We start from the raw sequence: 25,881 nt of genomic DNA on the forward strand, positions 1-25,881 counted from the left end.
GGCTCACCGCCCCGCCCGAAAGCACGGTTATCCTGCGAGAACACAGCCCCCCGGCCGATGTCGCGCATGGGAGCGGGGGCGATGACCACCAAGCCCTTCGACTACGAGGCGCTCCTTTCCACCACGCCGACCAGGTGGCGGGAGCTGGGCCTGCACTGGCACTGCTACACCTGGCGCGGCACCGGCGAGGAGTGGGACGACGAGGCACAGCGGCAGGACCCGTCCTCGTCCCTGCCGCCCACCGCGGTCAGGGGCTGGCTCGGCAAGCCCGCCAGGATGATGCGCGCCGTCGAGCACACCCCCGAAAGCGCCGTCGCCTGGCTGTGCGCGCAGTGGACCCCGCTGACGCCCGACGCCCTCCACGGCGACCCGGAAGGCTTCCTGACCAGCGAGACCCGCTGGCGCCTCGCCCTCTACGACCTGCGCTCCGGCGTGGACCTCTACTGGACCCTGTGGACCACGGGCCCCTCCCTCCACGCCTTCGCAGTAATCGGCACGTCCACCCCCTGCCACCCCACGTGGTCAAGAGCCCGTTGACCCTGTCTCGTCCGGCGAGGCCGCGGCGGGCGGTGAGCGCCTCGTGAAGAAGGCCGCTGTAGGAGCGCTAAACGGTGGGGTCGACGGATTCTCGATTGTCCTCAAGAGCGGCCGCGAGGACGATCGACGGCATGACGTTGTGTGGGCTGCATGTGCCTGTGGTGACGCCGTTCACGGCGGCCGGGCGGGTGGACGCCGGGTCGCTGGAGCGGCTGGCGCGGCGTTGCCTGGACGCGGGCGCCGAAGGGCTGGTCGCGCTCGCCACCACGGGCGAGGGCGGGCTGCTGGACGAGGGTGAGCGGCGCCAGGTGCTGGAGGTGTGCCGGGCGGTCACGATCGAGTACGGAGCGATCCTGACCGTGGGCGCGGGGACCATGGGCACCGAGGAGTCGATCGCGCAGGCGCGGGAGCGGGCGGCCATGGCCGACGCGCTGCTGGTGGTGGTCCCGTACTACCTGCGGCCGACCGACGAAGGGGTGATCGACCACTTCGCGGCGGTGGGCAAGGCCGTCGACGTGCCGTTGATCGCCTACGACATCCCGTACCGGACGGGTAAGCGGCTTGAGTTCGACTCGCTGCTCCGCCTGCTGGATCTGGAGTGCGTCGCGGGCGTCAAGCACTGCCCGGGGGCCATCGGGCACGACACGCTGCGGCTGCTCGCGGCGCGGACGGGGAAGGCCGTGCTGTGCGGGGACGACGCCTACGTCCACCCGATGATGCTGCTGGGCGCGGCGGGAGCCGTCACCGCGTCCGCGTGCCTGGTGCCCGACGCCTACGTCGCGCTGGCGGGAGACCTCACCCCGGGGTGCGGCAGGAACACCGAGTTGCACGACGCGCTGCTGCCCTTGGTGGACGCGTTGTTCAGCGAGCCGTCCCCGAGCGTGCTCAAGGCGGTGCTGGCGGAGACGGGCGTGATCGAGCACCCCCATGTGCGGGCGCCGCTGCACGCGCCCGCGCCCGGAACGGTGTCGCGGGCGCGGGCGTGCCTGGAGGCGGTGGAGGAGATCAGCGGGCGGCCGCGGCGGCCGCGGCCGCGGCGTGCGGCAGGGCGTCGGTGATCCGCTCCAGCGCCTGGTCGTCGTGGGCGGCCGACAGGAACCACACCTCGTACGACGAGGGCGGCAGGTAGACGCCGCGTTCCAGGGCGGCGTGGAAGAACGCCGCGTAGGCCTTGGCGTCCTGGCGCTGGGCGGCGGCGAAGTCGCCGACGGCCTCGTCCGCGAAGAAGATCGAGAAGAGGTTGCCCGCCGTCTGCAGCCGGTGCGGGACGCCCTCCTTGGCCAGCGCCTCGGACGCGGCGGTCGACACGATGGAGGCGGCCCGGTCGATCGCCGCGTACACCTCGTCGGTGGCGCCGCGCAGCGTGGCCAGCCCGGCGGCGGTGGCGAGCGGGTTCCCCGACAGGGTGCCCGCCTGGTAGACGGGGCCGGCGGGCGCGAGCCGGTCCATGATCTCGGCGCGGCCGCCGAACGCGGCGGCGGGCAGGCCGCCGCCCATGACCTTGCCGAACGTCATCAGGTCGCCGGCCACGCCCTCGACGCCGTACCAGCCGGAGCGGGACGCCCGGAAGCCGGTCAGCACCTCGTCGATGATCAGCAGCGCCCCGCTGCGCTCGCACAGCGACTTCAGCAGCGCGTTGAAGCCCTCCAGGGGCGGCACCACGCCCATGTTGCACGGCACCGCCTCGGTGATCACGCAGGCGATCTCGTGGCCGTGCTCGCCGAACGCCTCCTCCACGGCGGCGATGTCGTTGTACGGCAGCACGATCGTGTCGGCCGTGGCGGCGCCGGTCACCCCGGGCGTGTCGGGGAGCCCGAACGTGGCGACGCCCGAGCCCGCAGCGGCCAGCAGCGCGTCCACGTGCCCGTGGTAGCACCCGGCGAACTTGACCACCTTGGAGCGTCCGGTGAAGCCCCGGGCCAGCCGGATCGCCGACATCGTCGCCTCGGTGCCGGAGTTGACCAGCCGCACCTTGTCGACGGGCGCGCGGGCGACGATCTCCTCGGCCAGCTCCACCTCGGCGGGCGTGGGCGCGCCGTAGGAGGTGCCGCGCGCGGCCGCCTCCCGCACCGCCTCCACCACGGCCGGATGCGCGTGGCCGAGGATCAGCGGCCCCCACGAGCAGACCAGGTCCACGTACTCGGTGCCGTCGGCGTCGGTGAGGTACGGGCCGCGCCCGGCGGTCATGAAACGGGGGGTCCCGCCCACCGCGCCGAAGGCCCGCACCGGGGAGTTCACTCCGCCCGGAATCACCCGGTTCGCACGGTCGAACAGCCCTTGGGAGTATTGGATGTCGGTCACCGGTACAGTCTCTCAGTTGCAGTTTGGCGACTCGGCTTGACCCGGCCCGTTTGCTGCCGATATTCCACCAAGTACGCGGTGCCGGAGCGGACGGACGGCGTCGCGGATGTCACCGGCACCGGCCGTAAGCGGACCTATTCGAAAGGGATGGCGCGCCAAGTGGTTGACGGCTGGACGGTCCCGGGCTTCACCCACGTGCGAGAGCTGGGCAGTGGTGCCTCGGGCCGGGTGGTGCTGGCGGTGGACGACGTGACCCAGACCAAGGTCGCCATCAAGTACCTCGACCGGAGACTGGACGGGGACGAGGCGTTCCTGTCGCGGTTCCGGCTCGCGGCCCGCCGGCTCGCCCAGATCGAGGACCCCAACCTGGTGGACTTCTACGACTTCGTGGAGGCGCCGCACGGTGGGGCCGCGATCGTCATGGAGTGGGTGGACGGCGTCAGCCTGCGCCGGGTGGTGGACGCCCAGGGCCCCACCGGGCCGCTGGCCGCGCTGTCCATGCTGGGCGGCGTGCTGGTCGGCCTGGCCGCGGCGCACGCCAAGGACCTGGTGCACGGGTCGCTGCGCCCGGCCAACGTGCTGGTGGACGGCGACGGCAACGGACGCCTGGTCGACCTGGCGCTGGCCCCGCCCGGCACCGAGGCGCAGAGCGGCCCGGTCTACGCCGCGCCCGAGCTGTGGGACGGCGTGGCCGCCGGCCCGGCCAGCGACATCTACGCGGCCACCGCGATCTTCTACGAGTGCCTGACCGGGCACCCGCCGTTCTCCGGGCGCAGCCAGTCGGCGCTGGCCAAGGCGCACCGGGAGGCGCCGGTCCCGGCCGACGAGGTGCCCGGGCCGCTGCGCGACCTGATCCTGGCGGGCCTGGCCAAGAAGCCCTCGGAGCGGCCCGCGTCGGCCGCCGACTTCCTGGGCGCGGTGGAGGAGGCCGCCGTCGCCGCGTACGGGCCCGCCTGGGAGGCGCAGGGCCGCAGCCGCATCACCGAGCTGGTGAAGCAGACGCAGGCCCTGCCCGAGCCGGCCCCGGCCCGCAGCGGGGGCCGCGCCCCGGCGAAGGCGCCGGCCGCCAAGAGCGGCGGGCGCGGACGGCTGGTGGCCCTGCTGGTCGCGGGCGTGGTGGTCGTCGGCGGCGCGGGAGGCGCCGCGGCGCTCACGCTCGGCGGCGGCGGTGACGACGACAAGAAGACGGTCCAGCCGCCGCCCTCCCCCGCGACGTCCGGCACGCCGAGCCCGGCCCTGCCCGCCGGTCCGGGGCCGGTGAACCCCGCGGCCGCGGCGGCGCTGGCCGCCCAGGTCGAGCAGGCCGTGGCACGCACCCCGAGCGGCGCGTTCAGCTACCGGCGCACGGGCGGCGCCGCGATCAAGGCGCAGGGGTCGTTCGCGGTGGCCGCCGCGGCCTCGCCCTCGTACCAGATGTCGGTGTCGGGGCAGGGCGCGGACGTGCGGCGCCCCGCCCAGGCACGGCTGGTGGCCGACACCACGTACCTGCGCTCGCGCAACACGTGGCGTCCCGCCGGGGCCAATCCGCGCACGCGCGGCTACGTCAACCTGGTGTCGCACGTGCGGTGGAGCAGTTCGGTGTCGAACGTGACGACCCTGCTGCGGACGAGCACGTCCCTGCGCAAGACGGGCGCGTCGACCTACCAGGGTGCGGTTCCGCTGGCGCGTCTGGCGCAGGCCTCCGGGCTGGGCCCCCTGTACGCGGAGGTGGCCAGGGCGACCGGCGCCCAGCAGGTGACGTTCGTGGTGCAGTTCGACAGCGCGATGCGTCCCCTGCAGATACGGGTGAGGGCGGCGGGCTCCGGCGCCAAGCCCCGCTCCCAGTTGCTGCACACCAGCTACTCGCGGTGGGGCCAGAAGGTCTCGATCCCCGCCCCTCGGGGCGCGGGCTGACCCTGCGGTCTCGCCCCTGGGGTCCCGCGCACGGGCCCCAGGGGTCGCGCAGGTCTCAGACGGCCTCACAGCTGTCGGAGAGGACCTCCAGCAGCCGCAGGGGGTCGGGCAGCGGGGAACCGTCCGGCGGGCGCACCCAGGTCACCTCACGCCCGTACGGGAGCACCGAGGGCGGCGCCACCACGTAGCTGTCGCGGCAGTGCCAGCGCATGCCGGGCGTCTCGGTCACCGTCTCGGGGAAGCAGTCCAGATGGCACGACCACCACTCGTCCTCGTCCACGGGCGCGCCACGGGTGGCCACGAAGAACAGGTACCGGTCGTCGCCCATCGCCGCCACGGGGCCGACCGGCAGGCCCTCCCGGGCGATGCGCGCCAGGGCCATCACCCCGGCGGCTGCGGGCACGTCGAACACGTCGAAGACGCGGCCGGTCGGCAGGATGATGTTGGCGTCGGGACGTTCGCTCCACCAGCGGTTCAGCACCTCGGGGTCGACGCTGGCCTGCATCGCCCACGTCGCCGCCACCGGGTGCGCCGCCGGGTCGGGACACCCGATGCGGTCGCACGAACAGGCCCGGTCACCTACGGCGCTCGGATGTGCGCCCGGGCTGCACGGCCAACCCAGCCCCGCGTAGTCGCGGGCCGCCGCCGCCATGTCGCGCTCGCGTCCGCGCTGGCGTTTGCCCCCCTGCCGTTTACCGGCCTTGCCGCCCTGCCGTTTCCCCCCGGAGACCGCCAGCATGATGCCCCCCTCACCCAACGCCGTACACGGGTCGTTGTTATCGATGATGCCGTTCACGCCGAAAGGCGGAGACAGCAACCCCCCGCAAACGACCCCAATTGACTAGGCAGGCCTAACCAGGCGGGCAGGCGGGCCCAAGGGCGCGGGCCCAAAGCGCCCGCGTCCCGGGGGCTCTGGGGCCCAGCGCACGGTGGGGGTCAGAGGCCGCGCAGGCGGCGGGCCACCTCGGTCGCCCAGTAGGTGAGGATGATGTCGGCGCCGGCCCGGCGGATCGAGGTCAGCGACTCGTCGATGGTGCGCTCGCGGTCCAGCCAGCCCTTCTCCGCGGCCGCCTCGATCATCGCGTACTCGCCGCTGACCTGGTAGGCGGCCACCGGCACGCGCACCTCGTCGCGGACGCGGCGCACGATGTCCAGGTACGGACCGGCGGGCTTGACCATCACCATGTCGGCGCCCTCGTCCAGGTCCAGCAGCACCTCGCGCAGCGCCTCGTCGGCGTTGGCCGGGTCCTGCTGGTGGGACGAGCGGTCGCCGAACTGGGGCGCGCACTCGGCGGCGTCGCGGAACGGGCCGTAGTACGCCGAGGAGTACTTGGCCGAGTACGCCAGGATCGCCACGTCCCGGTAGCCCGCGGCGTCCAGTGCCGAGCGGATCGCGCCGACCTGGCCGTCCATCATGCCGGACGGCGCCACCACCGCCGCCCCGGCGTCGGCCTGCGCCACCGCGATGGAGGCGTACCGCTCCAGGGTGGCGTCGTTGTCGATCTCACCGCGGGGGGTGAGCAGGCCGCAGTGCCCGTGGTCGGTGTACTCGTCCAGGCACAGGTCGGTCATGACGACCATGGCGTCGCCGAGGTCGGAGGCCAGGTCGCGCAGCGCCAGCTGGACGATCCCGGCGGGGTCGTCGGCGGCCGAGCCGGTCCCGTCCTTGACCGCGGGCACGCCGAACAGGATCAGCCCGCCGACCCCGGCCTCGGCCGCCTCGTGCGCGGCCTTGCGCAGGCTGTCGCGGGTGTGCTGGACGACGCCGGGCATGGACGGCACCGGCTGCGGCTCGGTCACGCCCTCCTTGACGAACATCGGCAGCACCAGGTCCGCCGGAGCGAGCCGGTGCTCGGCGACCATGCGGCGCAGCGCGGGCGTGCGGCGCAGCCGCCGGGGCCTGGCGACGGGGAACTGTGCGGACATCTTCTCCTCCAGGGCCGCGGGGACGGCGCCCGGCGGCCCGGGCTCGATCTGTGGACCGGGGCGGCTACCTGCGGCGGCGCGCACCCCGGCGCATCTGGCTCGGCTTGCGCAGCGGCGCGCCCGACTCGATCTGGGCCGCCCTGCGATTGGCACCGTACTCGGCCAGCGCCTCGGCCAGGGCCGAGACCGACGGTCTGGGCGCCATCACGTCCACGCGCAGCCCGTACTCCTCGGCGGTGCGGGCGGTCTGCGGGCCGATGCAGGCGATCACCGTGACGTTGTGCGGCTTGCCCGCGATGCCGATCAGGTTCTTCACCGTGGACGAGGAGGTGAACAGCACCGCGTCGAAACCGCCGCCCTTGATCGCCTCGCGGATCGGGGCGGGCGGCGGCGCGGCCCGCACGGTGCGGTAGGCGGTGACGTCCTCGCACTCCCAGCCCAGCTCGGTCAGCCCGGCGATCAGCGTGTCGGTGGCGATGTCGGCGCGCGGCAGCAGCACCCGGTTGATCGGGTCCAGGTCCTCGTCGTACGGCGGCCACACCTTGACCAGGCCCTCGCTGGACTGCTGCCCGGACGGCACCAGGTCGGGCTGCACGCCGAACTCCACCAGGGCCCTGGCGGTCTGCTCGCCGACGGCGGCGACCTTGAGCCCGGCGAACGCGCGCGCGTCCAGCCCGTAGGCGGCGAACTTCTCGCGGATGGCCCGCACGGCGTTCGTGGACGTGAACACCACCCACTCGTAGCGGCCGGTGACCAGGCCCTTGACGGCCCGTTCCATCTGCTGCGGGGTACGCGGCGGCTCCACCGAGATCGTGGGGACCTCCTCGGGCACCGCGCCGTACTCGCGCAGCTGCTCCGACAGCGAGGCGGCCTGTTCCTTGGTGCGCGGCACCAGCACCCGCCAGCCGAACAGCGGCTTGGTCTCGAACCACGACAGGGTGTCGCGGCGGCGCACCACGTCCCCCACGATGATCATCGCGGGGGACTCCATGCCCTTGGTGTCGGCGGCCAGCCGCTGCAGGGTGGACACCACGGTCTCCTGCTCGGTGGTGGTGCCCAGGCTGGTCATCGCGGCGGGCGTGGCGTCGGGACGGCCGACCGCCATCAGCCCCTTGGCGACCTCGCCCACGGCGCCCTCGGCGCCGATGATCACGAGCGTGACGTCCGGGGCGGCGAACCGCTCCCAGTCCACGCCGCCGGCGGAGGCGTCGACGATCCGCACCTCGCGGTGCTCGGGGTCGGTCAGCGGGATGCCCGCGTAGCCGGGCACGCCGGTCACGGCCGACACCCCGGGGACGATCTCGAACGCGACGCCGGCCCTGGCCAGCGCGTCGCCCTCGGCGGCCAGGCCGCAGCCCAGCCCGGGGTCGCCGTGGAACAGCCGGACCACGTACGCGCCCTCGCGGGCGCCGCGCACCGCGGCCTCGACGGGGTCGGCCTCGGCGGTGTCGGCGATCTCCACGTCCGGGCGGCAGTGCGAAAGGATCTCCGCCGGGCAGTACGCCCGGTTGACGACGACCAGGTCGGCGCGCTCCAGCGCGGCGACGGCACGCAGCGTCAGCAGGCCCGGGTCGCCCGGGCCCATGCCGACCAGGGCGACGCGGCCGGGGCCGGCCGTCCTGTCGTCGGCCCGCTCGTCGGCCCTGTCGTCGGCCCGCTCGTCGGCCCTGTCGTCGGCCCGGCCGGCCGCGTCGGTCTTCCCGGCCGGGTCGGCGCCGGCCGGGACGGTCGCGGTGACCGCGGTCTGCTCATCGGGGTTCAATGTCGCGTTCCCCCATCACCTGGTCGGCTCCCCGGTCGAGCAGCCGGGCGGCGAGCTCGCGCCCCAGCTCCTCGGCCCGCTCAGGGGAGCCGCTTGCGGACAGCCGGATCTGGCGGCTGCCGTCGTGCGCCACGACGGAGGCGGTCAGATGCAGCTTTTGTTCTACTTCGGCAGCGTATGCTCCCACAGGTGCCGAACATCCCGCTTCCAGCACGGCCAGCACCGTGCGTTCGGCCGTGACCGCCGTCCGCGTCGCCGGGTCGTCGACCGCCGCCAGCAGCTCGCGCAGATCCGCCCGGTCGGCCCGGCACTCCAGGGCCAGCGCGCCCTGCCCGGGCGCGGGCAGCATCTGGTCGGGCTCGAACACCTCGGCCACCTCGTCCAGGCGGCCGATCCGCCGCAGCCCGGCGTAGGCGAGCACCACCGCGTCCAGTTCCCCGGAACTCACCTTCCGCAGCCGGGTGTCGGCATTGCCGCGGATCGGGACGATCTCCAGGTCGGGGCGCAGCGCCCGCAGCTGCGCCACCCGGCGCGGCGAGCCGGTGCCGATCCGCGCGCCGCGCGGCAGGTCGGCCAGCTTGGCGGGACCGCACAGCGCGTCGCGGGGGTCGTCGCGCCGCGGCGTGGCCGCCAGCGCGATCCCCTCCGGCGGCGTGGTCGGCAGGTCCTTCAGCGAGTGCACCGCGAAGTCCACCTCGCCGGACAGCAGCCGGTCGCGCAGGGCGTTGACGAACACCCCGGTACCGCCGATCTGCGCGAGCAGCGCCCTGGACACATCACCCTCGGTGGTTACCCCCACCAGCTCCACCGCATGCCCCGTACGCTGGGACAACGCGTCGGCGACGAGCCCGGACTGGCTCATGGCCATCAGGCTGCGGCGTGTTCCCAGGCGCAGCGGCGCTCGCTCGTTCACGGCTCGGTTCCTTCGGTGATGTCGGCGCGCGTGACCGCCTCCGGCGCCTTGGGGTCGAGGTCGAACAGACGGCTGAGCGCGTCGGCGTAGGCGTCCCCGCCCGGCGCCGAGGCCAGCTCCTTGACCCGCACGGTCGGGGCGTGCAGCAGCTTGTCCACGACCCGGCGCACGGTGTGGGCGATCTCGCGGCGGTCGCGTTCGTCCAGGTCCGGCAGGCGGCCGCTGAGCCGGGCCAGCTCGGCCTCGACCACCTCGGCGGCCTTGCTGCGCAGCGCCACCACGGTGGGCGCCACGGCGGCGGCACGGGCGGCGCCGAGGAAGGCGGCCACCTCGTCGGCCACGATCCGGCGCACCGCCTCGACCGCCTCCGGCCCGATCGCGTCGGCGGCCTCTTGCGCGGTGCGCAGGTCGTCCAGCCCGGCCAGGGCCGCGCCGGGCAGCGCCCGCACGGCGGCCGGGTCGATGTCGTGCGGGAGCGCCAGGTCCAGGAAGAACCGGCGCCGTCCGTCGCCGGCGACGCCCTGAAGCTGGTCGGCGGTCAGCACCAGTCCGGTGGCGCCGGTGCAGGACACGACCAGGTCCGCCTCGGCCAGCGCCTCCTCCAGCCGGGACAGCTCCACCGCCCGCGCGGGCACCGGCGCCGACTCGGCCAGCCGCACGGCCCGCTCGTAGGTGCGGTTGGCCACGATGATCTCCCGGGCCCCGGCCCGGGCCAGCGTCGCCACGGCCAGGCCGCTCATCGAACCGGCCCCGACGACCAGGGCGCGGACGGCGTCCAGCGGCCCCAGGTGCGCGGCCGCGACCTCCAGGCCCACGCTGACCAGCGACGCGCCCGCCTTGTCGATGCCCGTCTCGTGGTGCGCGCGCTTGCCCACGCGCAGCGCCCGCTGCAGCACGTCGTGCAGGGTGCGGCCGATGGTGCCCTCGTCCTGGGCGAGCCGGAACGCCTTGCGCAGCTGCCCGAGGATCTGCCCCTCGCCCACGACCATGGACTCCAGGCCGCACGCCACCGAGAACACGTGCTGGATCGCCCGGTCCTCGTAGTGGACGTACAGGTGCCGCGACAGATCGTCCAGCGGCACCCCCGAGTGCAGCGACAGCAGCTCGGAGATCCGCGACACCCCGCCGTGGAACTTGTCGACCACGGCGTAGACCTCGACCCGGTTGCAGGTCGACACGATCACGGCCTCGGCCACGTGCGGCGAGTCGCCCGTCTCGTGCAGCAGCTTGACCAGGGAGTCGCCGGACACCGACACGCGCTCCAGCAGCGGAACCGGCGCGCTGCGGTGACTCAGCCCGACCACCAGCACGCTCATCGGCACCCCACCCTCTCGCGGACCCTCGCCACTGTCATAGCTCAACCGCCTCTACGTACTGGGCAGTCCCCGACGGTCGATCGCCGTCGCCCACCGGTTCATAGTCGCCCGGCCCACCGGCCTTGCGCTGCTCGTGGAATGCCAGGATCTGCAACTCGATCGAGAGGTCGACCTTGCGCACGTCGACCCTGTCGGGCACCGACAGCACCACCGGAGCGAAGTTGAGGACGCTGGTCACCCCGGCCGCGACCACCCGGTCGCAGACGCCCTGGGCGGCGGCCGCCGGCGTGGCGATCACGGCGATGGACACGCCGCGGTCGGCGATCACGTCCTCCAGCCGGTCGATGTGCTCCACGGTCATCCCGGCGATCTCCTGCCCGACGATGGCCTCGTCGGCGTCCAGCAGACCCGCCACGCGGAACCCGCGGGAGGCGAACCCGCCATAACCGGCCAGCGCACGCCCCAGGTTACCCACCCCTATGATGGCCACGACCCAGTCCTGGGTGAGGCCCAGCTCACGGGAGATCTGGTAGACGAGGTACTCCACCTCGTAGCCCACCCCGCGGGTGCCGTACGACCCCAGATGCGACAGGTCCTTGCGCAGCTTGGCGGAGTTCACCCCCGCCGCCGCCGCCAGCTCCTCGGACGAGACGGTGGCCACTCCGCGGTCCTGCAGGGCGTGCAGGGCCCGCAGGTAAACCGGCAGGCGTGCCACGGTGGCCTCTGGGATGCCGCGGTCGGCGCGGTCGCGGTTGCGAGTCTGTCGTGGTGTCACGGCCTGCTCTTCGGGGGCTCGACTCTGCGGGCGGGGCCCGCTGGCCCCTGCCCCCAGGTTAAGCCTTTGTGAATACATGCACGAAGTCGCCCCCCGGCGGAGCGTTCTACGCCACCTCGCCCCGAAGTGCCGTAAACGCCTTTAACGTGGGGCGTTCCTCATGAGGCCGGACGAAACGCTGTGACCGATCGGACATCCGGTTCGGGCACAGAACAACGCCGTCAGCGGCCGCGCAATTCCGCGATCGCCGCGCGCAGCCGGTTCTCGTCCACCCGCCAGAAATCGTGCTGCACCCCGTTGATCAACGTCACCGGGATCTGCTCCCAGTAGAGGCGGGTGTCCTCCTCCGACCGGGTGATGTCGCGCTCCTCCCAGCGCACCCCGGTGTCGGCGGCGACCCGCTCGATCACCGCGCGGGCGTCGTCGCACAGATGGCAGCCCGGCTTGCCGAGCAGAGTGATCACGATGTCCATGGGCCTTGGTGCGGGGTCAGGGGAAGTCGGGCACGCCGTGCGCGGACGGCGGCCTGGGCTGGGGCAGCGGCGGCAGCTTGGCGCTGCCGAGCCGCATCTCGATCACGTTGGTCGCCAGCACGTGGGTGCGCGACTCGGCCATGAAGCGCCGCAGGTGCGCCTGGCCGCGGTGCGCCGCGAACGCCGCCTCGTCGCGGAACAGCTGGTAGAAGATGCGCTGGGTGGGGGCGCCCACCACCTCGTGGCAGGCGAAGATCACGGTGTCCGGCTCGGCCGCGATGGCCGCCTGCACCAGCTCGTCGGCCAGCCGGTCGAACGCCTCCTCGCGCCCGTCCAGCAGCGTGTAGACGGTGATCTGGCCGCACGCCGCCGACGTCCTGCCGGCTCCGGCCCCCGCCGCCGCGGCGGCGGCCACCGCGTCGTCCACGGTGGAAGACGGGGAGGGCGGCTCGGCGAAGCGGGGCTCCTCGACCTGCTGCTCGGGGAAGCGCAGGTCACCGCGCTTGGCGGCGGGCGGTGCCGCGGCCGGGGCCTGCTCGGCCGCCGCCGCGCCGTACGCCTGGTCGGCGTAGCCGCGGTCGGGGGCGTCGGCGTAGCCGCGGTCGCCGCGGCCGCGCTCGTCGTACCCCTGGTCGTCGTAGCCCTCGTCGTCGTAGCCGGTGGCGGGCTCCTCGCCGTCGTAGGCCTCGTCGGCGTAGACCGGGATGGTGCGCGTCGCGCCGTACCACACCAGCCCGGCGGCGGCGCCGAGGGCGAGGATGGCCAGCGGGGCGGGCAGGAACCCGCGGCTGCCGCTGACGATCAGCACCCCGGCCAGGGCCAGCAGCGCGATCGGGATCAGCAGCTCGCCCGCCTCGCGGTCCTGCTTGCTCGCCAGGACGGCGGTGAACGCGGCGCACGCCACCAGCGCGACGACCGCCACCACGTGCGCGCCGTCCACCAGCAGCAGCGGGATCGCGTCGTAGGTGTCGCCGGGCTTGGGCAGCGACTTGCCGAACGAACCGCGCAGCGGGTCGACCAGCAGGATGACGGTGGCCACCACCGAGTACGACACCGCGAACAGCCAGGCCGCGAACCGCACCTGGACGTAGCGGGCGATCAGCTCGATCATGCCCAGCGCCAGCCAGACCGGCGCCAGCAGCGCCGCGCCGAGCTCGCTCACCCGGAACAGCGGACCGGCCCAGCCGAACAGGAAGCCGATCGCCATGGCCGCCAGCGCCAGGCTCAGCCCGACCATGGTCACCGACCACGCGATCAGGTACAGCGACCGGTCCTTGGAGGCGCGCGAGATCAGCAACCCGGTGGCCACTAAGGCACCCAGGGTCGCCGGCAGCGCGAGAAGAGCATCGACCATCGCGCCCCATGGTGCCCGATGCGGAGCGATGAAGGGTAACCGCTCCCGGGCCGGGCGCACCATTGCCTGTCGTACTGCTCGCTCTCTACAGTGGCTTTTCACGCCGGAGGTCGCGTACGCCCCGAGGAGAACTGCATGAGCAGCTTGACCCTCGATGCCCGAGTGGCAGCGATCCCGTCGATCCCCCGGCTGTCCCGGCGCACCGGCGCGGCCCGGCGCGAGGACGGACCCCGTGCGCGCGGTGCCTTCGGCCACGGCGACGCCTCGGCCTACGCCGACGCCATGAAGGCGCTCGTGCTGCGGGCCCGCGACGGCGACGTCGAGGCGTTCGGCGCCCTCTACGACCACTACGTCGGGCTGGTCTACCGCTACGTCTACTACCGGGTCGGCGCGCACCCGCTCGCCGAGGACCTCACCAGCGAGACGTTCCTGCGCGCGATGCGCCGGATGGCCGACTTCACCTGGCAGGGCAGGGACTTCGGGGCCTGGCTGGTCACCATCGCCCGCAACCTGGTCGCCGACCACTTCAAGTCCAGCCGCTACCGGCTGGAGATCTGCACCGCCGAGCTGCTGGAGCCGGACCTGCCACAGGAGGGTCCCGAACGCGCCGTGCTGGAGTCGATGACCAACCGCACCCTGCTGGAGGCGGTGCGGCGGCTCGGCTCCGAGCAGCAGGAGTGCGTGGTGCTGCGGTTCCTGCACGGGCTGTCGGTGGCCGAGACCGCCCTGGTCATGGGCAAGAAGCCCGGCGCGATCAAGGCGCTCCAGCATCGGGCGGTGCGCTCCCTGGCCCGGATGCTCCCGGACGACCTGCGCGCCTGACCGCACGCCGCGGCACAAGTGAGGACTGTCCCAATTCTGGAGGTAAGAACGGCCGCCGGGACGTCGTTGACTAGGCTCGGGCCCATGCGGCTTTTCTGGCAGCGCGGCAAGGACACCGACCACGTGAGCGCGGGCGAGGCGGCCGCGGCGGCGGCGGCCGGTCCCGGGCGCCCGCTGCCGGAGCCGGACCCGTCGTCGGCGGCGTTCTTCGACGTCGACAACACCATGATGCGCGGCGCGTCGATCTACTACTTCGCCCGCGGCCTCGCCGCGCGCAAGCTGTTCACGCTGCGCGACCTGGCGATGTTCGCCTGGGGACAGGCCTCCTTCCGGCTGCGCGGCACCGAGAACGCCGAGCACATCTCCACCGCCCGCGAGGCCGCGCTGGCGTTCGTGGCCGGGCAGAAGGTCAGCGACCTGGAGGCGCTCAGCGAGGAGATCTACGACGAGGTGATGGCCGACCGCATCTGGCACGGCACCCGCGGCCTGGCGCTGCAGCACCTGGACGCGGGACGGCAGGTGTGGCTGGTCACCGCCACCCCGGTGGAGGTGGCCCGCGTCATCGCGCACCGGCTCGGCCTGACCGGCGCGCTCGGCACCGTCGCCGAGACCCGCGACGGCGTCTACACCGGGCGGCTGGTCGGCAACCTGCTGCACGGGGAGGCCAAGGCCGAGGCGATCCGGGCGCTGGCCCAGCGCGAGGGCCTGGACCTGGCCCGCTGCCACGCCTACAGCGACTCGATCAACGACCTGCCGATGCTGACGTCCGTCGGCCATCCGAACGCCGTCAACCCCGACTCGGACCTGCGCGCGCACGCCAAGCAGAACGGCTGGCCCATCCACGACTTCCGCACCGGGCGCAAGGTCACCATGGTGGCGCTGCCCGCGGCCGCCGGTGCGGGCGCGCTGGCCGGGGGCGTCGCCGCGGGCATCGCGCTGCGCAAGCACTACCGCAACTGACGCCGCGCCCGCTCGGCGCTTCGCGGCGCCCTGGGGGACGGCGCGGTCAGAAGAAGGCGGGGCCGCGGCGCAGCAGCGTGTCGTACACCATCTGCTGGACGTTCTCGCGGACGTGGTCGGTGATGTTGAAAACCGTCATCGGATCGTCGGCGGCGTCCGATCCGTACTCGGCCAGCGTCATGGGCTCACCGAACTGGATCATCCACTTGGACGGCAGCGGCACCAGCCCGGCCGGGCCGAACAGCGGCCACGTCGGGGTGATCGGGAAGTACGGCAGGCCGAGCAGCCGGGCCAGCGGCCGCAGGTCGGCGATCTTGGGATAGATCTCCTCGGCCCCGACGATCGCGCACGGGATGATCGGCACGCCGGTGCGCAGCGCGGTCTCCACGAACCCGCCCCGGCCGAAGCGCTGCAGCCGGTACCGCTCGGCGAACGGCTTGCCGACCCCCTTGAACCCCTCCGGGAACACCCCGACCAGCTCGCCCTTGTCCAGCAGCCGGGCCGCGTCGGACGGGCAGGCCAGCGTGTGCCCGGCCTTGCGCGACAGGTGCCCCAGCAGCGGCACCTGGTAGATCAGGTCGGCGCCGAGCAACCGCAGGTCGCGGCCCATGTGGTCGTGCATCGCCACGGTGAGCATCAGCCCGTCCAGCGGCAGCGTGCCCGAGTGGTTGGCGACGACGAGCGCGGGCCCCTGGGACGGAACGTGCTCCAGCCCGAACAGCTCGGTGCGGAACCAGTGCCGGTACAGCGCCCGCGCCAGCGGCAGCAGCACGGTGGCGTTGAGCTCGGGGTCGAAGCCGAACTCGTCCACCTCGTACTCGCCCACCACGCGGCGGCGCAGGAACGCCAGCCCGGAGGCGATCCGGCGCTCCAGCGACGGCCCTTCGGACGGCTCGGCGTCGTGGACGGCGGCGCCGGCGTGCCGGGCCGAGTCGAGCCGGATCACCCGCGCCCCCTCGGCGGCGTCCGCCGCGTCCGCGACGTCGTCGGCCGTCGCGGGCGCGTCCGGCGGGACACGCCGGTCGTCCTGGTCGTGCTGCGCGTTCATTCGTCGGGGACCTCCCTCCGCACGAGCCGGGACCCGCGCCTCCGGCCCATCGTTCCCCTCGGCGCCCGCCCGTGAACGCCGACCCCCGGCACCGTCGCGCCGGTGCCGTCCGTCAGTGCCGTACCAGCGCCGCGCCGAGCCGCTCGAGCAGGCCGAGCGGGCCCGGCTGCCCCATGCCGTTGGCCGACAGGAACTCGGCGAACGCCGCCTCCGTCGAGTGCTTCGGCCGCCACGACAGCTCGGCCACCAGCCGGGAGTTGTCGACCACCCGCCCGTACATCAGCAGCCGCAGCAGCTCCGGGGAGAACCCGGTCTGCCCGGCGAACCTGCGGCCCATGTCGCCCAGCACCGACAGCGACTGCGCGGGCATCGGCACGAAGGGACGCCCCGCGCGGCGCAGCGCCTGCGACAGCAGCAGCACGCCGTCGCCCGCCACGTTGAAGGTGCCGGGATGGTCCTCCACGGTCATCCGGCGCAGCACCTCGACGCCGTCGTCCTCGTGCACGAACTGCAGGCGCGGGTCGAACCCGAGCACCGTCGGCACCACCGGCATCCGCAGGTACCGGGTGAGCGGCGAGTCCACGCCCGGCCCGAGGAAGTTGACGAAGCGCAGCACCGACACCGTCAGGTCCGACCGGCGCCGCTGCAGCCCGCGCACGTAGCCCTCGACCTCGACGGCGTCCTTGGCGTACCCGTGGGCGGGCGCCTCGACCGGCTCGTCGCGCTCGGTGAACACCGCCGGGTCCATCGGCGAGGAGCCGTACACCGCGGCCGAGGACCGCACGACGAGCTTGCGCATGTCCGGCGAGCGCTGGCAGGCCGCCAGCAGCTGCATGGTGCCGATGACGTTGAACTCCTTCACCTTCGACCGCGGAACCGACTGGGCGGTCACCAGGCTCAGGTGGACCACCGTGTCGACCCCGGCCGAGGCGATGACCTTCGCGATGCTCGGCGTGCGGATGTCGACGCGCACGAACTCGGTGCGTCCGAGCGGCGTCGTGGGGGGGACCGTGTCCACGCCGATGACCCGCTCGATGCCGGGATCGGCCTGGAGGGTGCTTGCGACCCGCGCTCCCAGGAACCGGGAGACTCCCGTGACGAGAACCACACGGGCCGCGGCGGTGGGCATGGATGACACTGTGCGTCCCACCCCTTACGGCTGAATGGCCAGCGTGTTTACTTCTTGTTGCGCCGCTGGATGCGTGTCTTCTTCAGAAGCTTGCGGTGCTTCTTCTTGGCCATCCTCTTGCGGCGCTTCTTGATGACGGAGCCCACGGGACCTCGCTCGGCGAATCGGGTGACAGGAAAGAAGGGCCGTGCCGCCACCCGGCCCCATGTCCCATGGACGCCCGGCGGTCGCGCACGGTCCGCTGACAAAGGGTACCGCTGTGCCGCCCGCGCTCGGCCCCCCGCCCACCGGCGTGCCCGTACCCGGGCCGTTGCCAGGCCGTTGCTCGCCCGTCCGTACCAGGTCGCCTGTCCACGCGAGGTCGCCCGTCCACGCCAGGGCGTCCGTCCGCGCCCTGGTGCTCGTCCGCACCACGGCGCGCGCCTCTGCGGAGTGCCGCGCCGGGAGAGGCCTCGCGTCGGCGTGGTGACGTGCGGTCACGGCGCTGGGGTGATACGGCCCGGCGGGCATGCGGACATGACGAACCGCGGGCCCGGCGCGTACCCGCCTGCGGCCGGCGGCGCGCCCGGCGCACACGTCGGTGCGGCCGCGCCCGCCGACGGCGAGGTCGGCGCGGACCCCGCGATCACGGTCACCGGTTCCGGCGGCCGGGTGGCCGCCGGCCTGTCGGTGTCGTGTCGTGCCCTGTCTCCTCGGCTTTCCTGCCCCCGTGCTGGCGCCCCCTGCACGACCGGATACCGGGTGAACGGCGAGGTCATGGGTCATGACCCCGCCCTACCCCGTTATCCGGCTTCGATGAACGCGTCGCGCAGATAGTCGTGAACGGCCTGCTCGGGAACCCGGAACGAGCGGCCCACCCGGATCGCGGGCAGCTCGCCTGAGTGGACGAGGCGGTAGACGGTCATCTTGGACACCCGCATCACCGCCGCCACTTCGGCCACAGTCAGGAACCTGACCTCGCTGAGAGGTCGCTCGCCTGAGCTCATCGGACGCCCTCTTCCACACGTGCCGCGCACCGGCCCTTTGGGTGACTTTGATCACGCACGTGTACTTCCCCCAGCGTAAATCGTGTACCGACAGTCGCAAGAGGGGAGTTCCACCCATTTGCGTATCCCGACCTGTCTTGATGGCCACAGTCTGGTTTCGCCCCGAGGGTCACACGGTGGCACGGGCGGTTTCGCGGCCATCGGATGTGAGCCGGGACCCGGCGGCGACCGGCGACCCAAACACCAACGCACACCCACGAACGACACATTCGCCCCTCTACCGTGCTTCTGTCACAACCAGTGACATGCGCAGCGAGGGCCGGGAGGCGGTTCCGAGGGTCAGACGAGGCCGGCGCAGTGCAGCAAATAGGCGGTCAAAGGGGCGTAGTGCTGGGAAGATATGCCGTCGTCCAGCGGCACCACCGTGTGGATCTTGCCCTCGGCGGCGCCGGCGAACAGCGCGGGGTCGTTACAGTCCGCGAACCCGACGGCGTCGATGCCCGCCTGGCCGGCCGCCCCGGCCCAGCCGTGGTCGGCGATGGCCAGATCCGGCCAATTGCCTGATTCGGCTGCGAGCTCGCCCAGCATCGCCTCCATGGGGGCGGCGTCGTGGGTGTGGTGGGTGCGGCCGCCGTCGTCCTCCAGCATCGCCACGCCGCCCGGCGCGTAGACGATCCGGCGCCGCTCGACGCCGCCGTAGTCCTGGTCGATCTCGTACGTCCAGCCCGCCGCCGGCGTCAGCACCGCGCAGCCCGCCTCCCGCAAAGCCTCGGACACGGCCTGGTAGATCGGGGTGAGCGTGGCCGGGTGCCCGGTGGCCAGCACCACCCGCTCGCGGCGCCGCGCCGCCTGGCCGATCCGGTCGCCCATCGACTCCAGGGCGTCGATGGTCAGATCCGGGTCGATCGTGTCGTCCCCGTAGACGTGGCGCGGGTCGGGGTTGACGCCGCAGCGCTCCACCATGAGCGCCAGCACGTCGGCCTCGGTCCACGACCGCTTGAGGTCCAGGCCGAACTGGTAGTACGGGTCGCCCGCGACCATCCGCCGGTAGTGCCGGAGGTTGTTCTGGCGGGGCGTGGCCACGTCACCCGCGATCATCGTGCGGACCAGATGGGCGCGCAGCTCGGCGCGGGACGGGGGCGTCAGGGTTTCACTCACGTTCTCGCTCACGGGTTCACTCAGGGGACGGTCACGGGGGCGCGGGGGCGGGGTCAGGGCGGTCGGGGGCACGGCGGACGCGGGGCGGCGGTCAGGCGTACATCAGCGGATCCAGGCCGTGCTCGGGGAAGACCTCCCGCCGGGTCGCCAGCACCGCCTGGTCGACCGGGTTCGCCGGGTCGTAGCCCTCGGCCCAGGTGCGCACCTCGACCACGCTGGTGCCGTCCGTCATCCGCAGCGGCGCGATCTCCTCGGTCCGCAGGCGGACGAACTCGCGCCAGTCCCGGGGGGTGGGCGTCTCGGGCGGGATCGGCCGTCCGGACGCCTCGGCCAGCAGGTGCGTCCAGGCGCGCGGCACCACCTGGACCAGCTCGTAGCCGCCGCCCCCGGTGACGACCCACCGGCCGCCGGCGGTCTCGTGCGCCAGCCGGTGCAGCATCGCGTACGCGGTGCGCTGCCCGTCCACGCTGAGGATCAGGTGGGCCAGCGGGTCGAGCGCGTGGCTGTCGCAGCCGTGCTGGGTGACCAGCACCTGCGGGCGGAACGCGCGCAGCAGCGGCGGCACGACGGCGTCGAAGGCGCGCAGCCAGTTGGCGTCGCCGGTGCCGGGCGGCAGCGCCACGTTGACGGCCGAGCCCTCGGCGCCCTTGCCGCCGGTCTCGGTGGGGAAGCCGGTGCCGGGGAACAGCGTGCGCGGCGTCTCGTGCAGGCTGATCGTCAGCACCCGGGGGTCGTCGTAGAAGGCGGCCTGGACGCCGTCGCCGTGGTGGACGTCGACGTCCACGTAGGCGACCCGTTCGGCGCCCTGGTCGAGCAGCCAGGCGATCGCGACGGCCGGGTCGTTGTAGACGCAGAAGCCGCTGGCGGCGCCCGCCATGGCGTGGTGCAGGCCGCCGGCGATGTTGGCGGCGTGCGGGCTGCGGCCGGTCCACACGGCGCGGGCGGCGGCGACCGAGGCGCCCGCGACCAGGGACGACGCCTCGTGCATGCCGATGAACACCGGGTTGTCGGCGGTGCCGAGGCCGTGCCGCAGGTCGGCGCGGCCGGTGGCGCCCGCCTGCCGGACGGCGGCGATGTAGGGCGCCTCGTGCACCAGCCCGAGGAGGTCATCGTCCGCGGGGTCGAACTCCTCCAGCCGCACGCCGGGCGCGTCCAGCACCTGCAGCTCGCGGGCCAGCGCCATGGTCAGCTCGACGCGCACGGGGTTGAGGGGATGCCCGGCGCCGAAGTCGTAGGAGACGAGCTTGTCGTCCCAGAAGACCCGGAGTCCGCAGCTGTCGGAGGCAGGAGACGGCGCGGGGCTGCTCATGACGTTCACGGTATCGCCCCGCCCCTGGTCAGGCCGTGTGGCCTGAATCACATGCGCGCGGATCCGCCCGCGCCGTCGCGGCTGCGCCACCTCCGACGGCGTCACCTGCGGGAACTTCCCTGTGACCTACCTGACATTGGACTGTGCTTTACGTAACATGGGCGAAACCTGACTTTTGGGATGCGCATGGACAAACATCTCATTGCTGATGACGTACCCGAGCCGCCGGACGAATCCGGGACCGGCGGGGCGTCGGACGGTGCGCTTCCCGGCGAGCTCGCCCGGCAGGCGATTCATCAGCAAGCGGTTCCTTACGACGGCGGCCCCAGCCCCCTCAGCCGGGCCATCTCCGGCACGCTGCGGCTGACGCTCGGCCCGATCGTGCACCACGTCCCCGGCCACTCGCTGATCATCCGGACGGCCCGCACGACGGTCGACATCGCGTCCCGGCTGGTCAGGGCCGACCCGCGCGTCCGGGTGCGCCTGGCCGACGACCTGCCCCGCGAACCCGGCCGGCACGGCACCGGCCGCGTCCTCGGCGAGTGGGTGGAGCCCCGCGACGCCGGGGACGAGCCGCTCGACGGCGCCATCCTCTATCTGCACGGCGGCGGTTACGTCGTGTGCTCCCCCCGCACCCACCGGCCGATCACCGCGCGCCTGGCCGCCGACACCGGCCTGCCCGTCCTGGTGCCCCAGTACCGGCTCGCGCCCGAGCACCCGTTCCCGGCGGCACTGGAGGACGCGCTGGACGCCTACCGGCTGCTGCTGGACCACGGCGTCCCGGCCGACCGCGTGGTCATCGCGGGCGACTCGGCGGGCGGGCACCTGGCCGCCTCCCTCACCGGCGAGCTGTGCCGGACCGGCCTGCCGCGCCCCGCCGGGGTGGTGCTGTTCTCGCCCTGGGTGGACCTGACGTGCGAGCTGTCGACGCGCGAGCAGCGGCTCGCCCGCGATCCGTACATCAGCGCGTCCACCGCCCGGCGCGTCGCCCGGCTCGTGGTCGGCACCGCCGACCTGCAGGACCCCAGGCTGGCCCTGCTGGCCTGCCGCTGGACCGACACGCCGCCGGTCCTCATCCAGGTCGGCAGCCGGGAGGTGCTGCGGCCCGAGGCCGAGGCGCTGGCCGGGGCCATCAGCGAGGGCGGCGGCGACTGCCTGCTGCAGGTGTGGAACGGCCAGATGCACGTGTTCCAGATGCTCAACCGGGTGCTGCCCGAGGCGGACGCGGCGATGAGCGAGACCGCCCGCTTCGTCCGCTCGGTCCTCGCCGCGCCCGCCGCACGGGGCCGCACGCCGGGCAAAGGCCGCACGGCGGGCAAAGGCCGCAGACGCACCGCCGCGCGAGGCCGCCGCGCGAACGGAGGCCGCGGCGGCGACGGGGGCCAGTCCGGTGCCGAGGCCGTCGCATGACGGCCCCCGGACGGCCGCCCGGCCACAGGACTTGAGGCTGCCTCCGCACACCCGCCTGGTGCACGAGGCCGCGGGGAGTGCGGAGGCGCCTCGCCAACCTCGGCCCGCGCCTCGCGAAAGGCCCTCGCACGGGAAGCCCTCGCGCAAGACCCTCGTACGGTGAGGCGCTCGTACCGTGAGGCGCTCGTACGGGAAGGCCCGTGCGGACGCCCTCGTCAGGCGCCGCGTCAGCCCTCCGCGGCCGCCTCGGGCCGTTCGCCCGGCCGCCGCGACGAGCGCCCCACGGTGAGGAACCCGGCCAGCGCGGCCAGCGCGGCGACGCCCTCGCCGACCAGGCTGGCGGTCTTCTCGCCGTACCAGACCGGCTCGTACATGTTCGGCAGCGGGCCGAGCGCGCCCACGTCGACGGCGTAGTAGAGCAGCAGCGCGCCCACCGCGCTGCCCGCCACCAGGAACGCGACCGCGTACGTCCAGCGGCGCGCCAGCACCAGGACCAGCACCGCCGCCAGCGCGGCGGCCACGGCCTGGACCCGGAACAGCACGTCGCCGCCGATGCTGCCGCCCTCCACGAACTTCATGTCGGGGGCGAACCGCCAGTGCACGAAGGCGTCGACCGCCAGTCCGGCGGCCACGAGCAGGCGAAGCGGGATGTCCATGTCCCTAACACGGTCGCCGGGGCGCATCGGCTCAAATTCGGCGCGATCCGGCCCGGATTCGTCCGGCGGTCAGCCGCCGGCGAGCTCGCGGCCCCGGTCGCGGGCGGCCTCGATCGCCTCCAGGACGGCGGCGCGCACCCCGTGCTTCTCCAGCTCGCGGATGGCGGCGATCGTCGTCCCGCCCGGCGAGGTCACCGCCTCGCGCAGCAGCACCGGGTGCTCGCCCGAGTCGCGCAGCATGACCGCCGCCCCGACGGCCGACTGGATCACCATCTCCAGCGCGGCCGCGCGCGGCATGCCCAGCAGGATGCCCGCGTCGACCATGGCCTCGACCAGGTAGTAGAAGTACGCCGGGCCGCTGCCGGACAGCGCGGTGGCCGCGTCCTGCAGCGACTCGGGGATGCGCAGCACCTTGCCGACCGGGCTGAGCAGCTCCTCGGCCAGTTTCAGGTGCTCCTCGCCGGCGTGCGAGCCCGCCGAGATCACGCTCATCGCCTCGTCCACGAGCACGGGCGTGTTGGACATGACCCGCACCACCGGCAGGTCGGCGGGCAGCCGGTCCTGGACGAACGACGTGGTGATGCCGGCCGCCATGGAGATCACCAGCCGTCCGGACGGCACGTGCGGGGCGATCTCGTCCAGCAGGGCCCCCATGTCCTGCGGCTTGACGGCCAGCACCAGCGTGCTCGCCGTCCGGGCGGCCTCCACGTTGGTGACGATCTGGACGCCGTAGCGTTCGCGCAGCAGCGCCCCGCGCTCCTCGCGGCGGACGGTGGCCATCAGCTCGGCCGGGCGGCGGCCGGCCCGCAGCACGCCGGACAGCAGCGCCTCGCCCATCTTCCCGGCACCCAGAATCGCGATCATTTACGCACCTTGACGTGGGGTTTCTCCTGACCACGCCAGACTATCGAGGGGCCCCGCGGCTAGGAGCGCGTGGCCACCGAGCGCAGGAAGAAGCGCAGGTTGGCGGGCTTCTCGGCGAGCCGCCGCATGAAGTAGCCGTACCACTCGCCGCCGTAGGCGACGTACACGCGCACCCGCTCCCCCTCGGCGGCGAGCCGCCGCTGCTCCTGCGGCCGGATGCCGTACAGCATCTGGTACTCGTAGCTGCCCGGGGCGCGGTCGTTGACCAGCGCGAACGTGGCGGCGATGCTGATCAGCCGCGGGTCGTGCGTGGCCAGCATCGGGTAGCCCTTGCCGTTCATCAGGATCCGCATGCACCGCACGTACGACCGGTCGATCTCGGCCTTGTCGGTGAACGCGACGTGCTCGGGCGCGGCGTAGGCGCCCTTGCACAGCCGCACCCGCGACCCCTCGTAGGCCAGCTCGGCGCAGTACTCCTCGGCGCGGCGCAGGTACGACTGGATCACCGCCCCGGTGTCGGGGTGGTCGCGCCGCAGCTCCTGCAGGATGCGCAGGGTGGAGTCGACGGTGGTGTGGTCCTCCATGTCGAGGGTCACCGTGGTGCCGGCCGAACGGGCGGCGGCGCACACCCGCCGGGCGTTCTCCAGCGCCAGATCCTCGTCCAGGGCCTGGCCCACGGCGGTCAGCTTCAGCGACACCTCGGCGCGGCCGCCCAGCCCGGTGTCGGCCAGCCGGCCCAGCAGCTCGACGTAGTGCTTGACGGTCGACTCGGCCTGGCCCTTGTCGTGGACGTCCTCGCCGAGCACGTCGAGGGTGACCGCCAGCCCCTCGCCGGTCAGTTCGCGGGTGACCCGCAACGCGTCGTCGATGGTGTCGCCCGCGATGAAGCGGCGCACCACGTCGCGGGTGAACGGAGCGGTCTCGACGAGCCTGCGTACGCCGCCGCGGCGGGAGGCGACCAGAAGAGCCTGACGAAGCACTGGCAACCCCTTCTCCGGTGGGACGACACTGTCCGCTGTCCCGGCGTCTCCAGGTTAACGCCCGGAGAAGGAGTCACGATCACGACACGGTTCCGGTCCGGTTGACCCCTCCGTACCGCTGCACGTACTCGGCGATCTTGGCCGTGCGCACCGCCTCGAACAGCGCCTTCCCCTTGGTCCGGTCCAGGAGCACCACGCTCTGCTTGCCGCGCATGGCGCTGCCCTTGTTGGGGACGGTCATGAACACCACGTCCGAGGCGCGCACGCCGCGCATGCTCAGCGCCAGCGACCGCAGGTCGCCCGCGGACACCTTGTCGTCCACGCTGATCGACTTGGTGAACGCGGTGAGGAAGCGGTCGAGCTTGAGCGGGTTGCTGATCGTCCCGCTGTCGGCGGCCTTCTGGGCGAGCGCGCGCAGGAACGCCTGCTGCCGCTTGATCCGGTCGAAGTCGCCGTTGGGGAGGTTGTAGCGCTGCCGGACGAACAGCAGCGCCTTCTCGCCGTCCAGCTTCTGCCGGCCGGCCTCCCAGCGCATCTTGCGCGCCGGGTCGTAGACGCTCTGCGCGATGTCGACCTCCACGCCGCCGAGCGCGTCGGTCATCGACTTGAACCCCTCGAAGTCGATGGCGCCGAAGTGGTCGATGCGGATGCCGGTGAGGTTCTCCACGGTCTGGATCAGCAGCGGCGGGCCGCCGAACGAGAACGCCGCGTTGATCTTCTGGTTGCCGTAGTCGGCGATGTCCACCCACAGGTCGCGGGGGAAGGAGATGATGTAGGCCTTGCTGCGGTCGGCGGGCAGGTGCAGCAGCATGATCGTGTCGGACCGCTGCCGGCCCGGCTTCCACACCCCGCGCCCCTCGCCGGTGGTGCCCATGTCGGCGCGGGTGTCCGAGCCGACCAGCAGCCAGTTCTCGGTGCCGGTCACGTTGGGGCCGGGCCGGTTGCCGGTGGGCATGGCCCCGGGCATCCGGTCGATGTTGCCGTTGTAGGACGACTGCCGCTGCCAGGCCAGCCCGGCGACCCCGGCCACGGCCAGCAGGACGAAGACCACCACGCCCGCCAGCACCCGCGGCCAGCGCTTCTTGCGCCGCCGTCCCTCGCCGTGCCGCCCGAGCCCCTCGCCCAGGGGGAACTCGTCATCCGGGCCGTTCGGGCCCTGGGGGCCGCTCGGGCCGTTCGGAGGGACTCCGTGCCCGGCCGCCGCTCGTCCCGGCGCCCCTCCCTGGCCCGTGGGGGCGGAGGGCGCGAACGGGTCGTCGTCGTGCTGCCTGTGCGCCTGGGGGCCGGGGTGGTCTTCGGGGGTCATGGC

At 73.4% G+C, this 25,881-nt stretch carries 25 protein-coding genes; 6 read left to right on the forward strand and 19 right to left on the reverse strand.

The genetic code is table 11. The features are described from left to right. Positions 1 to 81: 81 nt before the first annotated feature. Both ABZ801_RS37795 and ABZ801_RS37800 read left to right on the forward strand, forming a co-directional pair. Positions 82 to 537, forward strand: coding sequence for a hypothetical protein (locus ABZ801_RS37795; protein WP_360707752.1), 456 nt, complete (start codon positions 82 to 84; stop codon positions 535 to 537). Positions 538 to 668: 131 nt separating this feature from the next. Next, the gene (locus ABZ801_RS37800; RefSeq protein ID WP_360707755.1) at positions 669 to 1,595 is read left to right on the forward strand and encodes a dihydrodipicolinate synthase family protein; all 927 of its coding nucleotides are present in this window, start codon (positions 669 to 671) and stop codon (positions 1,593 to 1,595) included. Here ABZ801_RS37800 and hemL read toward each other — a convergent pair. Beyond that, on the reverse strand, positions 1,543 to 2,838 hold the full coding sequence (hemL, locus tag ABZ801_RS37805; RefSeq protein ID WP_360707758.1) for a glutamate-1-semialdehyde 2,1-aminomutase: 1,296 nt from the start codon (positions 2,836 to 2,838) through the stop codon (positions 1,543 to 1,545). The two genes, ABZ801_RS37800 and hemL, sit on opposite strands and share 53 nt — an antisense overlap. A 147-nt stretch (positions 2,839 to 2,985) precedes the next feature. Between hemL and ABZ801_RS37810 the strand changes: the two genes are divergently transcribed. Then, positions 2,986 to 4,731 carry a serine/threonine-protein kinase gene (locus ABZ801_RS37810; RefSeq protein ID WP_360707761.1) on the forward strand — a complete coding sequence of 582 codons (1,746 nt, stop codon included), beginning with the start codon at positions 2,986 to 2,988 and terminating at the stop codon, positions 4,729 to 4,731. Positions 4,732 to 4,786: 55 nt separating this feature from the next. Here ABZ801_RS37810 and ABZ801_RS37815 read toward each other — a convergent pair whose 3' ends face one another. The 8 genes from ABZ801_RS37815 to ABZ801_RS37850 form a co-directional block, all read right to left on the reverse strand. Further along, on the reverse strand, positions 4,787 to 5,470 hold the full coding sequence (locus ABZ801_RS37815) for a bifunctional DNA primase/polymerase (RefSeq protein WP_360707763.1): 684 nt from the start codon (positions 5,468 to 5,470) through the stop codon (positions 4,787 to 4,789). Positions 5,471 to 5,667: 197 nt separating this feature from the next. Beyond that, complete coding sequence (gene hemB / locus ABZ801_RS37820; protein ID WP_344950214.1) at positions 5,668 to 6,657, reverse strand: porphobilinogen synthase; 990 nt, start codon at positions 6,655 to 6,657, stop codon at positions 5,668 to 5,670. A 64-nt stretch (positions 6,658 to 6,721) separates the two neighbouring features. Then, entirely contained in the window at positions 6,722 to 8,242 is a 1,521-nt protein-coding gene (locus tag ABZ801_RS37825; protein ID WP_360707834.1) for a bifunctional uroporphyrinogen-III C-methyltransferase/uroporphyrinogen-III synthase, read from the reverse strand. 163 nt (positions 8,243 to 8,405) lie between these two features. After that, the gene (gene hemC, locus ABZ801_RS37830) at positions 8,406 to 9,332 is read right to left on the reverse strand and encodes a hydroxymethylbilane synthase (RefSeq protein ID WP_360707767.1); all 927 of its coding nucleotides are present in this window, start codon (positions 9,330 to 9,332) and stop codon (positions 8,406 to 8,408) included. Further along, on the reverse strand, positions 9,329 to 10,648 hold the full coding sequence (locus ABZ801_RS37835) for a glutamyl-tRNA reductase (protein WP_360707770.1): 1,320 nt from the start codon (positions 10,646 to 10,648) through the stop codon (positions 9,329 to 9,331). The genes hemC and ABZ801_RS37835 overlap by 4 nt, the downstream gene beginning before the upstream one ends. A 34-nt stretch (positions 10,649 to 10,682) precedes the next feature. Then, positions 10,683 to 11,423 (reverse strand): redox-sensing transcriptional repressor Rex, encoded by a 741-nt coding sequence (locus ABZ801_RS37840; protein WP_344950221.1) that lies wholly within the window; start codon positions 11,421 to 11,423, stop codon positions 10,683 to 10,685. A 221-nt stretch (positions 11,424 to 11,644) separates the two neighbouring features. Beyond that, positions 11,645 to 11,896 (reverse strand): glutaredoxin family protein, encoded by a 252-nt coding sequence (locus ABZ801_RS37845; RefSeq protein WP_344950224.1) that lies wholly within the window; start codon positions 11,894 to 11,896, stop codon positions 11,645 to 11,647. A 16-nt stretch (positions 11,897 to 11,912) separates the two neighbouring features. After that, positions 11,913 to 13,250 carry an antibiotic biosynthesis monooxygenase gene (locus ABZ801_RS37850; protein WP_360707774.1) on the reverse strand — a complete coding sequence of 446 codons (1,338 nt, stop codon included), beginning with the start codon at positions 13,248 to 13,250 and terminating at the stop codon, positions 11,913 to 11,915. Between the two features lie 135 nt (positions 13,251 to 13,385). Here ABZ801_RS37850 and ABZ801_RS37855 point away from each other — a divergent pair, with 135 nt between their 5' ends. Next, the gene (locus ABZ801_RS37855) at positions 13,386 to 14,072 is read left to right on the forward strand and encodes a sigma-70 family RNA polymerase sigma factor (RefSeq protein ID WP_360707777.1); all 687 of its coding nucleotides are present in this window, start codon (positions 13,386 to 13,388) and stop codon (positions 14,070 to 14,072) included. A gap of 84 nt (positions 14,073 to 14,156) precedes the next feature. Further along, positions 14,157 to 15,032, forward strand: coding sequence for an HAD-IB family hydrolase (locus ABZ801_RS37860; protein WP_360707780.1), 876 nt, complete (start codon positions 14,157 to 14,159; stop codon positions 15,030 to 15,032). Between the two features lie 46 nt (positions 15,033 to 15,078). Here the strand turns inward: ABZ801_RS37860 and ABZ801_RS37865 are convergent, their stop codons facing one another. The 6 genes from ABZ801_RS37865 to ABZ801_RS37890 all read right to left on the reverse strand — a co-directional run bounded on the left by ABZ801_RS37865 (position 15,079) and on the right by ABZ801_RS37890 (position 20,662). Beyond that, on the reverse strand, positions 15,079 to 16,080 hold the full coding sequence (locus ABZ801_RS37865; protein ID WP_360707783.1) for a lysophospholipid acyltransferase family protein: 1,002 nt from the start codon (positions 16,078 to 16,080) through the stop codon (positions 15,079 to 15,081). A 112-nt stretch (positions 16,081 to 16,192) separates the two neighbouring features. Further along, the gene (locus ABZ801_RS37870; RefSeq protein ID WP_360707786.1) at positions 16,193 to 17,209 is read right to left on the reverse strand and encodes an NAD-dependent epimerase/dehydratase family protein; all 1,017 of its coding nucleotides are present in this window, start codon (positions 17,207 to 17,209) and stop codon (positions 16,193 to 16,195) included. Between the two features lie 47 nt (positions 17,210 to 17,256). Beyond that, positions 17,257 to 17,355: an AURKAIP1/COX24 domain-containing protein gene (locus ABZ801_RS37875; protein WP_018654693.1), complete on the reverse strand. Its 99-nt coding sequence runs from the start codon at positions 17,353 to 17,355 to the stop codon at positions 17,257 to 17,259. 636 nt (positions 17,356 to 17,991) lie between these two features. Next, positions 17,992 to 18,195, reverse strand: coding sequence for a helix-turn-helix domain-containing protein (locus tag ABZ801_RS37880; RefSeq protein ID WP_026414196.1), 204 nt, complete (start codon positions 18,193 to 18,195; stop codon positions 17,992 to 17,994). Positions 18,196 to 18,534: 339 nt separating this feature from the next. Continuing rightward, on the reverse strand, positions 18,535 to 19,341 hold the full coding sequence (locus ABZ801_RS37885) for a phosphatase (RefSeq protein WP_360707837.1): 807 nt from the start codon (positions 19,339 to 19,341) through the stop codon (positions 18,535 to 18,537). A 103-nt stretch (positions 19,342 to 19,444) separates the two neighbouring features. Beyond that, a complete protein-coding gene (locus tag ABZ801_RS37890) occupies positions 19,445 to 20,662 on the reverse strand; it encodes an acetoin utilization protein AcuC (RefSeq protein ID WP_360707789.1) in 1,218 nt (405 codons plus the stop codon). 186 nt (positions 20,663 to 20,848) lie between these two features. Here ABZ801_RS37890 and ABZ801_RS37895 point away from each other — a divergent pair, with 186 nt between their 5' ends. Beyond that, positions 20,849 to 22,072 carry an alpha/beta hydrolase gene (locus tag ABZ801_RS37895; protein ID WP_360707792.1) on the forward strand — a complete coding sequence of 408 codons (1,224 nt, stop codon included), beginning with the start codon at positions 20,849 to 20,851 and terminating at the stop codon, positions 22,070 to 22,072. Between the two features lie 227 nt (positions 22,073 to 22,299). Here the strand turns inward: ABZ801_RS37895 and ABZ801_RS37900 are convergent, their stop codons facing one another. The 4 genes from ABZ801_RS37900 to ABZ801_RS37915 form a co-directional block, all read right to left on the reverse strand. Next, complete coding sequence (locus tag ABZ801_RS37900) at positions 22,300 to 22,728, reverse strand: hypothetical protein (protein WP_344950246.1); 429 nt, start codon at positions 22,726 to 22,728, stop codon at positions 22,300 to 22,302. Positions 22,729 to 22,797: 69 nt separating this feature from the next. Further along, positions 22,798 to 23,592, reverse strand: a complete 795-nt coding sequence (gene proC, locus ABZ801_RS37905; RefSeq protein ID WP_344950250.1) for a pyrroline-5-carboxylate reductase — start codon at positions 23,590 to 23,592, stop codon at positions 22,798 to 22,800. Positions 23,593 to 23,651: 59 nt separating this feature from the next. After that, a complete protein-coding gene (locus ABZ801_RS37910) occupies positions 23,652 to 24,572 on the reverse strand; it encodes a proline dehydrogenase family protein (protein WP_344950253.1) in 921 nt (306 codons plus the stop codon). Between the two features lie 79 nt (positions 24,573 to 24,651). Then, positions 24,652 to 25,878 (reverse strand): LCP family protein, encoded by a 1,227-nt coding sequence (locus tag ABZ801_RS37915; protein WP_360707797.1) that lies wholly within the window; start codon positions 25,876 to 25,878, stop codon positions 24,652 to 24,654. Positions 25,879 to 25,881: the final 3 nt, after the last annotated feature.

This window comes from Actinomadura sp. NPDC047616 (genome assembly GCF_040642915.1).
In the GTDB taxonomy this organism is placed as follows: domain Bacteria; phylum Actinomycetota; class Actinomycetes; order Streptosporangiales; family Streptosporangiaceae; genus Spirillospora; species Spirillospora miaoliensis.

Bases quoted from the DNA above. Each gene is read 5' to 3' on its own strand.
- ABZ801_RS37880 (WP_026414196.1), bottom strand. From the start codon at position 18,195: ATGAGCTCAGGCGAGCGACCTCTCAGCGAGGTCAGGTTCCTGACTGTG.
- ABZ801_RS37895 (WP_360707792.1), top strand. From the start codon at position 20,849: ATGGACAAACATCTCATTGCTGATGACGTACCCGAGCCGCCGGACGAA.
- ABZ801_RS37865 (WP_360707783.1), bottom strand. From the start codon at position 16,080: ATGAACGCGCAGCACGACCAGGACGACCGGCGTGTCCCGCCGGACGCG.
- ABZ801_RS37890 (WP_360707789.1), bottom strand. From the start codon at position 20,662: ATGAGCAGCCCCGCGCCGTCTCCTGCCTCCGACAGCTGCGGACTCCGG.
- hemB (WP_344950214.1), bottom strand. From the start codon at position 6,657: ATGTCCGCACAGTTCCCCGTCGCCAGGCCCCGGCGGCTGCGCCGCACG.
- ABZ801_RS37800 (WP_360707755.1), top strand. From the start codon at position 669: ATGACGTTGTGTGGGCTGCATGTGCCTGTGGTGACGCCGTTCACGGCG.
- ABZ801_RS37795 (WP_360707752.1), top strand. From the start codon at position 82: ATGACCACCAAGCCCTTCGACTACGAGGCGCTCCTTTCCACCACGCCG.
- ABZ801_RS37810 (WP_360707761.1), top strand. From the start codon at position 2,986: ATGGCGCGCCAAGTGGTTGACGGCTGGACGGTCCCGGGCTTCACCCAC.
- ABZ801_RS37835 (WP_360707770.1), bottom strand. From the start codon at position 10,648: ATGAGCGTGCTGGTGGTCGGGCTGAGTCACCGCAGCGCGCCGGTTCCG.
- ABZ801_RS37870 (WP_360707786.1), bottom strand. From the start codon at position 17,209: ATGCCCACCGCCGCGGCCCGTGTGGTTCTCGTCACGGGAGTCTCCCGG.
- ABZ801_RS37850 (WP_360707774.1), bottom strand. From the start codon at position 13,250: ATGGTCGATGCTCTTCTCGCGCTGCCGGCGACCCTGGGTGCCTTAGTG.
- ABZ801_RS37900 (WP_344950246.1), bottom strand. From the start codon at position 22,728: ATGGACATCCCGCTTCGCCTGCTCGTGGCCGCCGGACTGGCGGTCGAC.
- ABZ801_RS37860 (WP_360707780.1), top strand. From the start codon at position 14,157: ATGCGGCTTTTCTGGCAGCGCGGCAAGGACACCGACCACGTGAGCGCG.
- ABZ801_RS37915 (WP_360707797.1), bottom strand. From the start codon at position 25,878: ATGACCCCCGAAGACCACCCCGGCCCCCAGGCGCACAGGCAGCACGAC.
- ABZ801_RS37815 (WP_360707763.1), bottom strand. From the start codon at position 5,470: ATGCTGGCGGTCTCCGGGGGGAAACGGCAGGGCGGCAAGGCCGGTAAA.
- ABZ801_RS37845 (WP_344950224.1), bottom strand. From the start codon at position 11,896: ATGGACATCGTGATCACTCTGCTCGGCAAGCCGGGCTGCCATCTGTGC.
- ABZ801_RS37855 (WP_360707777.1), top strand. From the start codon at position 13,386: ATGAGCAGCTTGACCCTCGATGCCCGAGTGGCAGCGATCCCGTCGATC.
- proC (WP_344950250.1), bottom strand. From the start codon at position 23,592: ATGATCGCGATTCTGGGTGCCGGGAAGATGGGCGAGGCGCTGCTGTCC.
- ABZ801_RS37825 (WP_360707834.1), bottom strand. From the start codon at position 8,242: ATGGGCCCGGGCGACCCGGGCCTGCTGACGCTGCGTGCCGTCGCCGCG.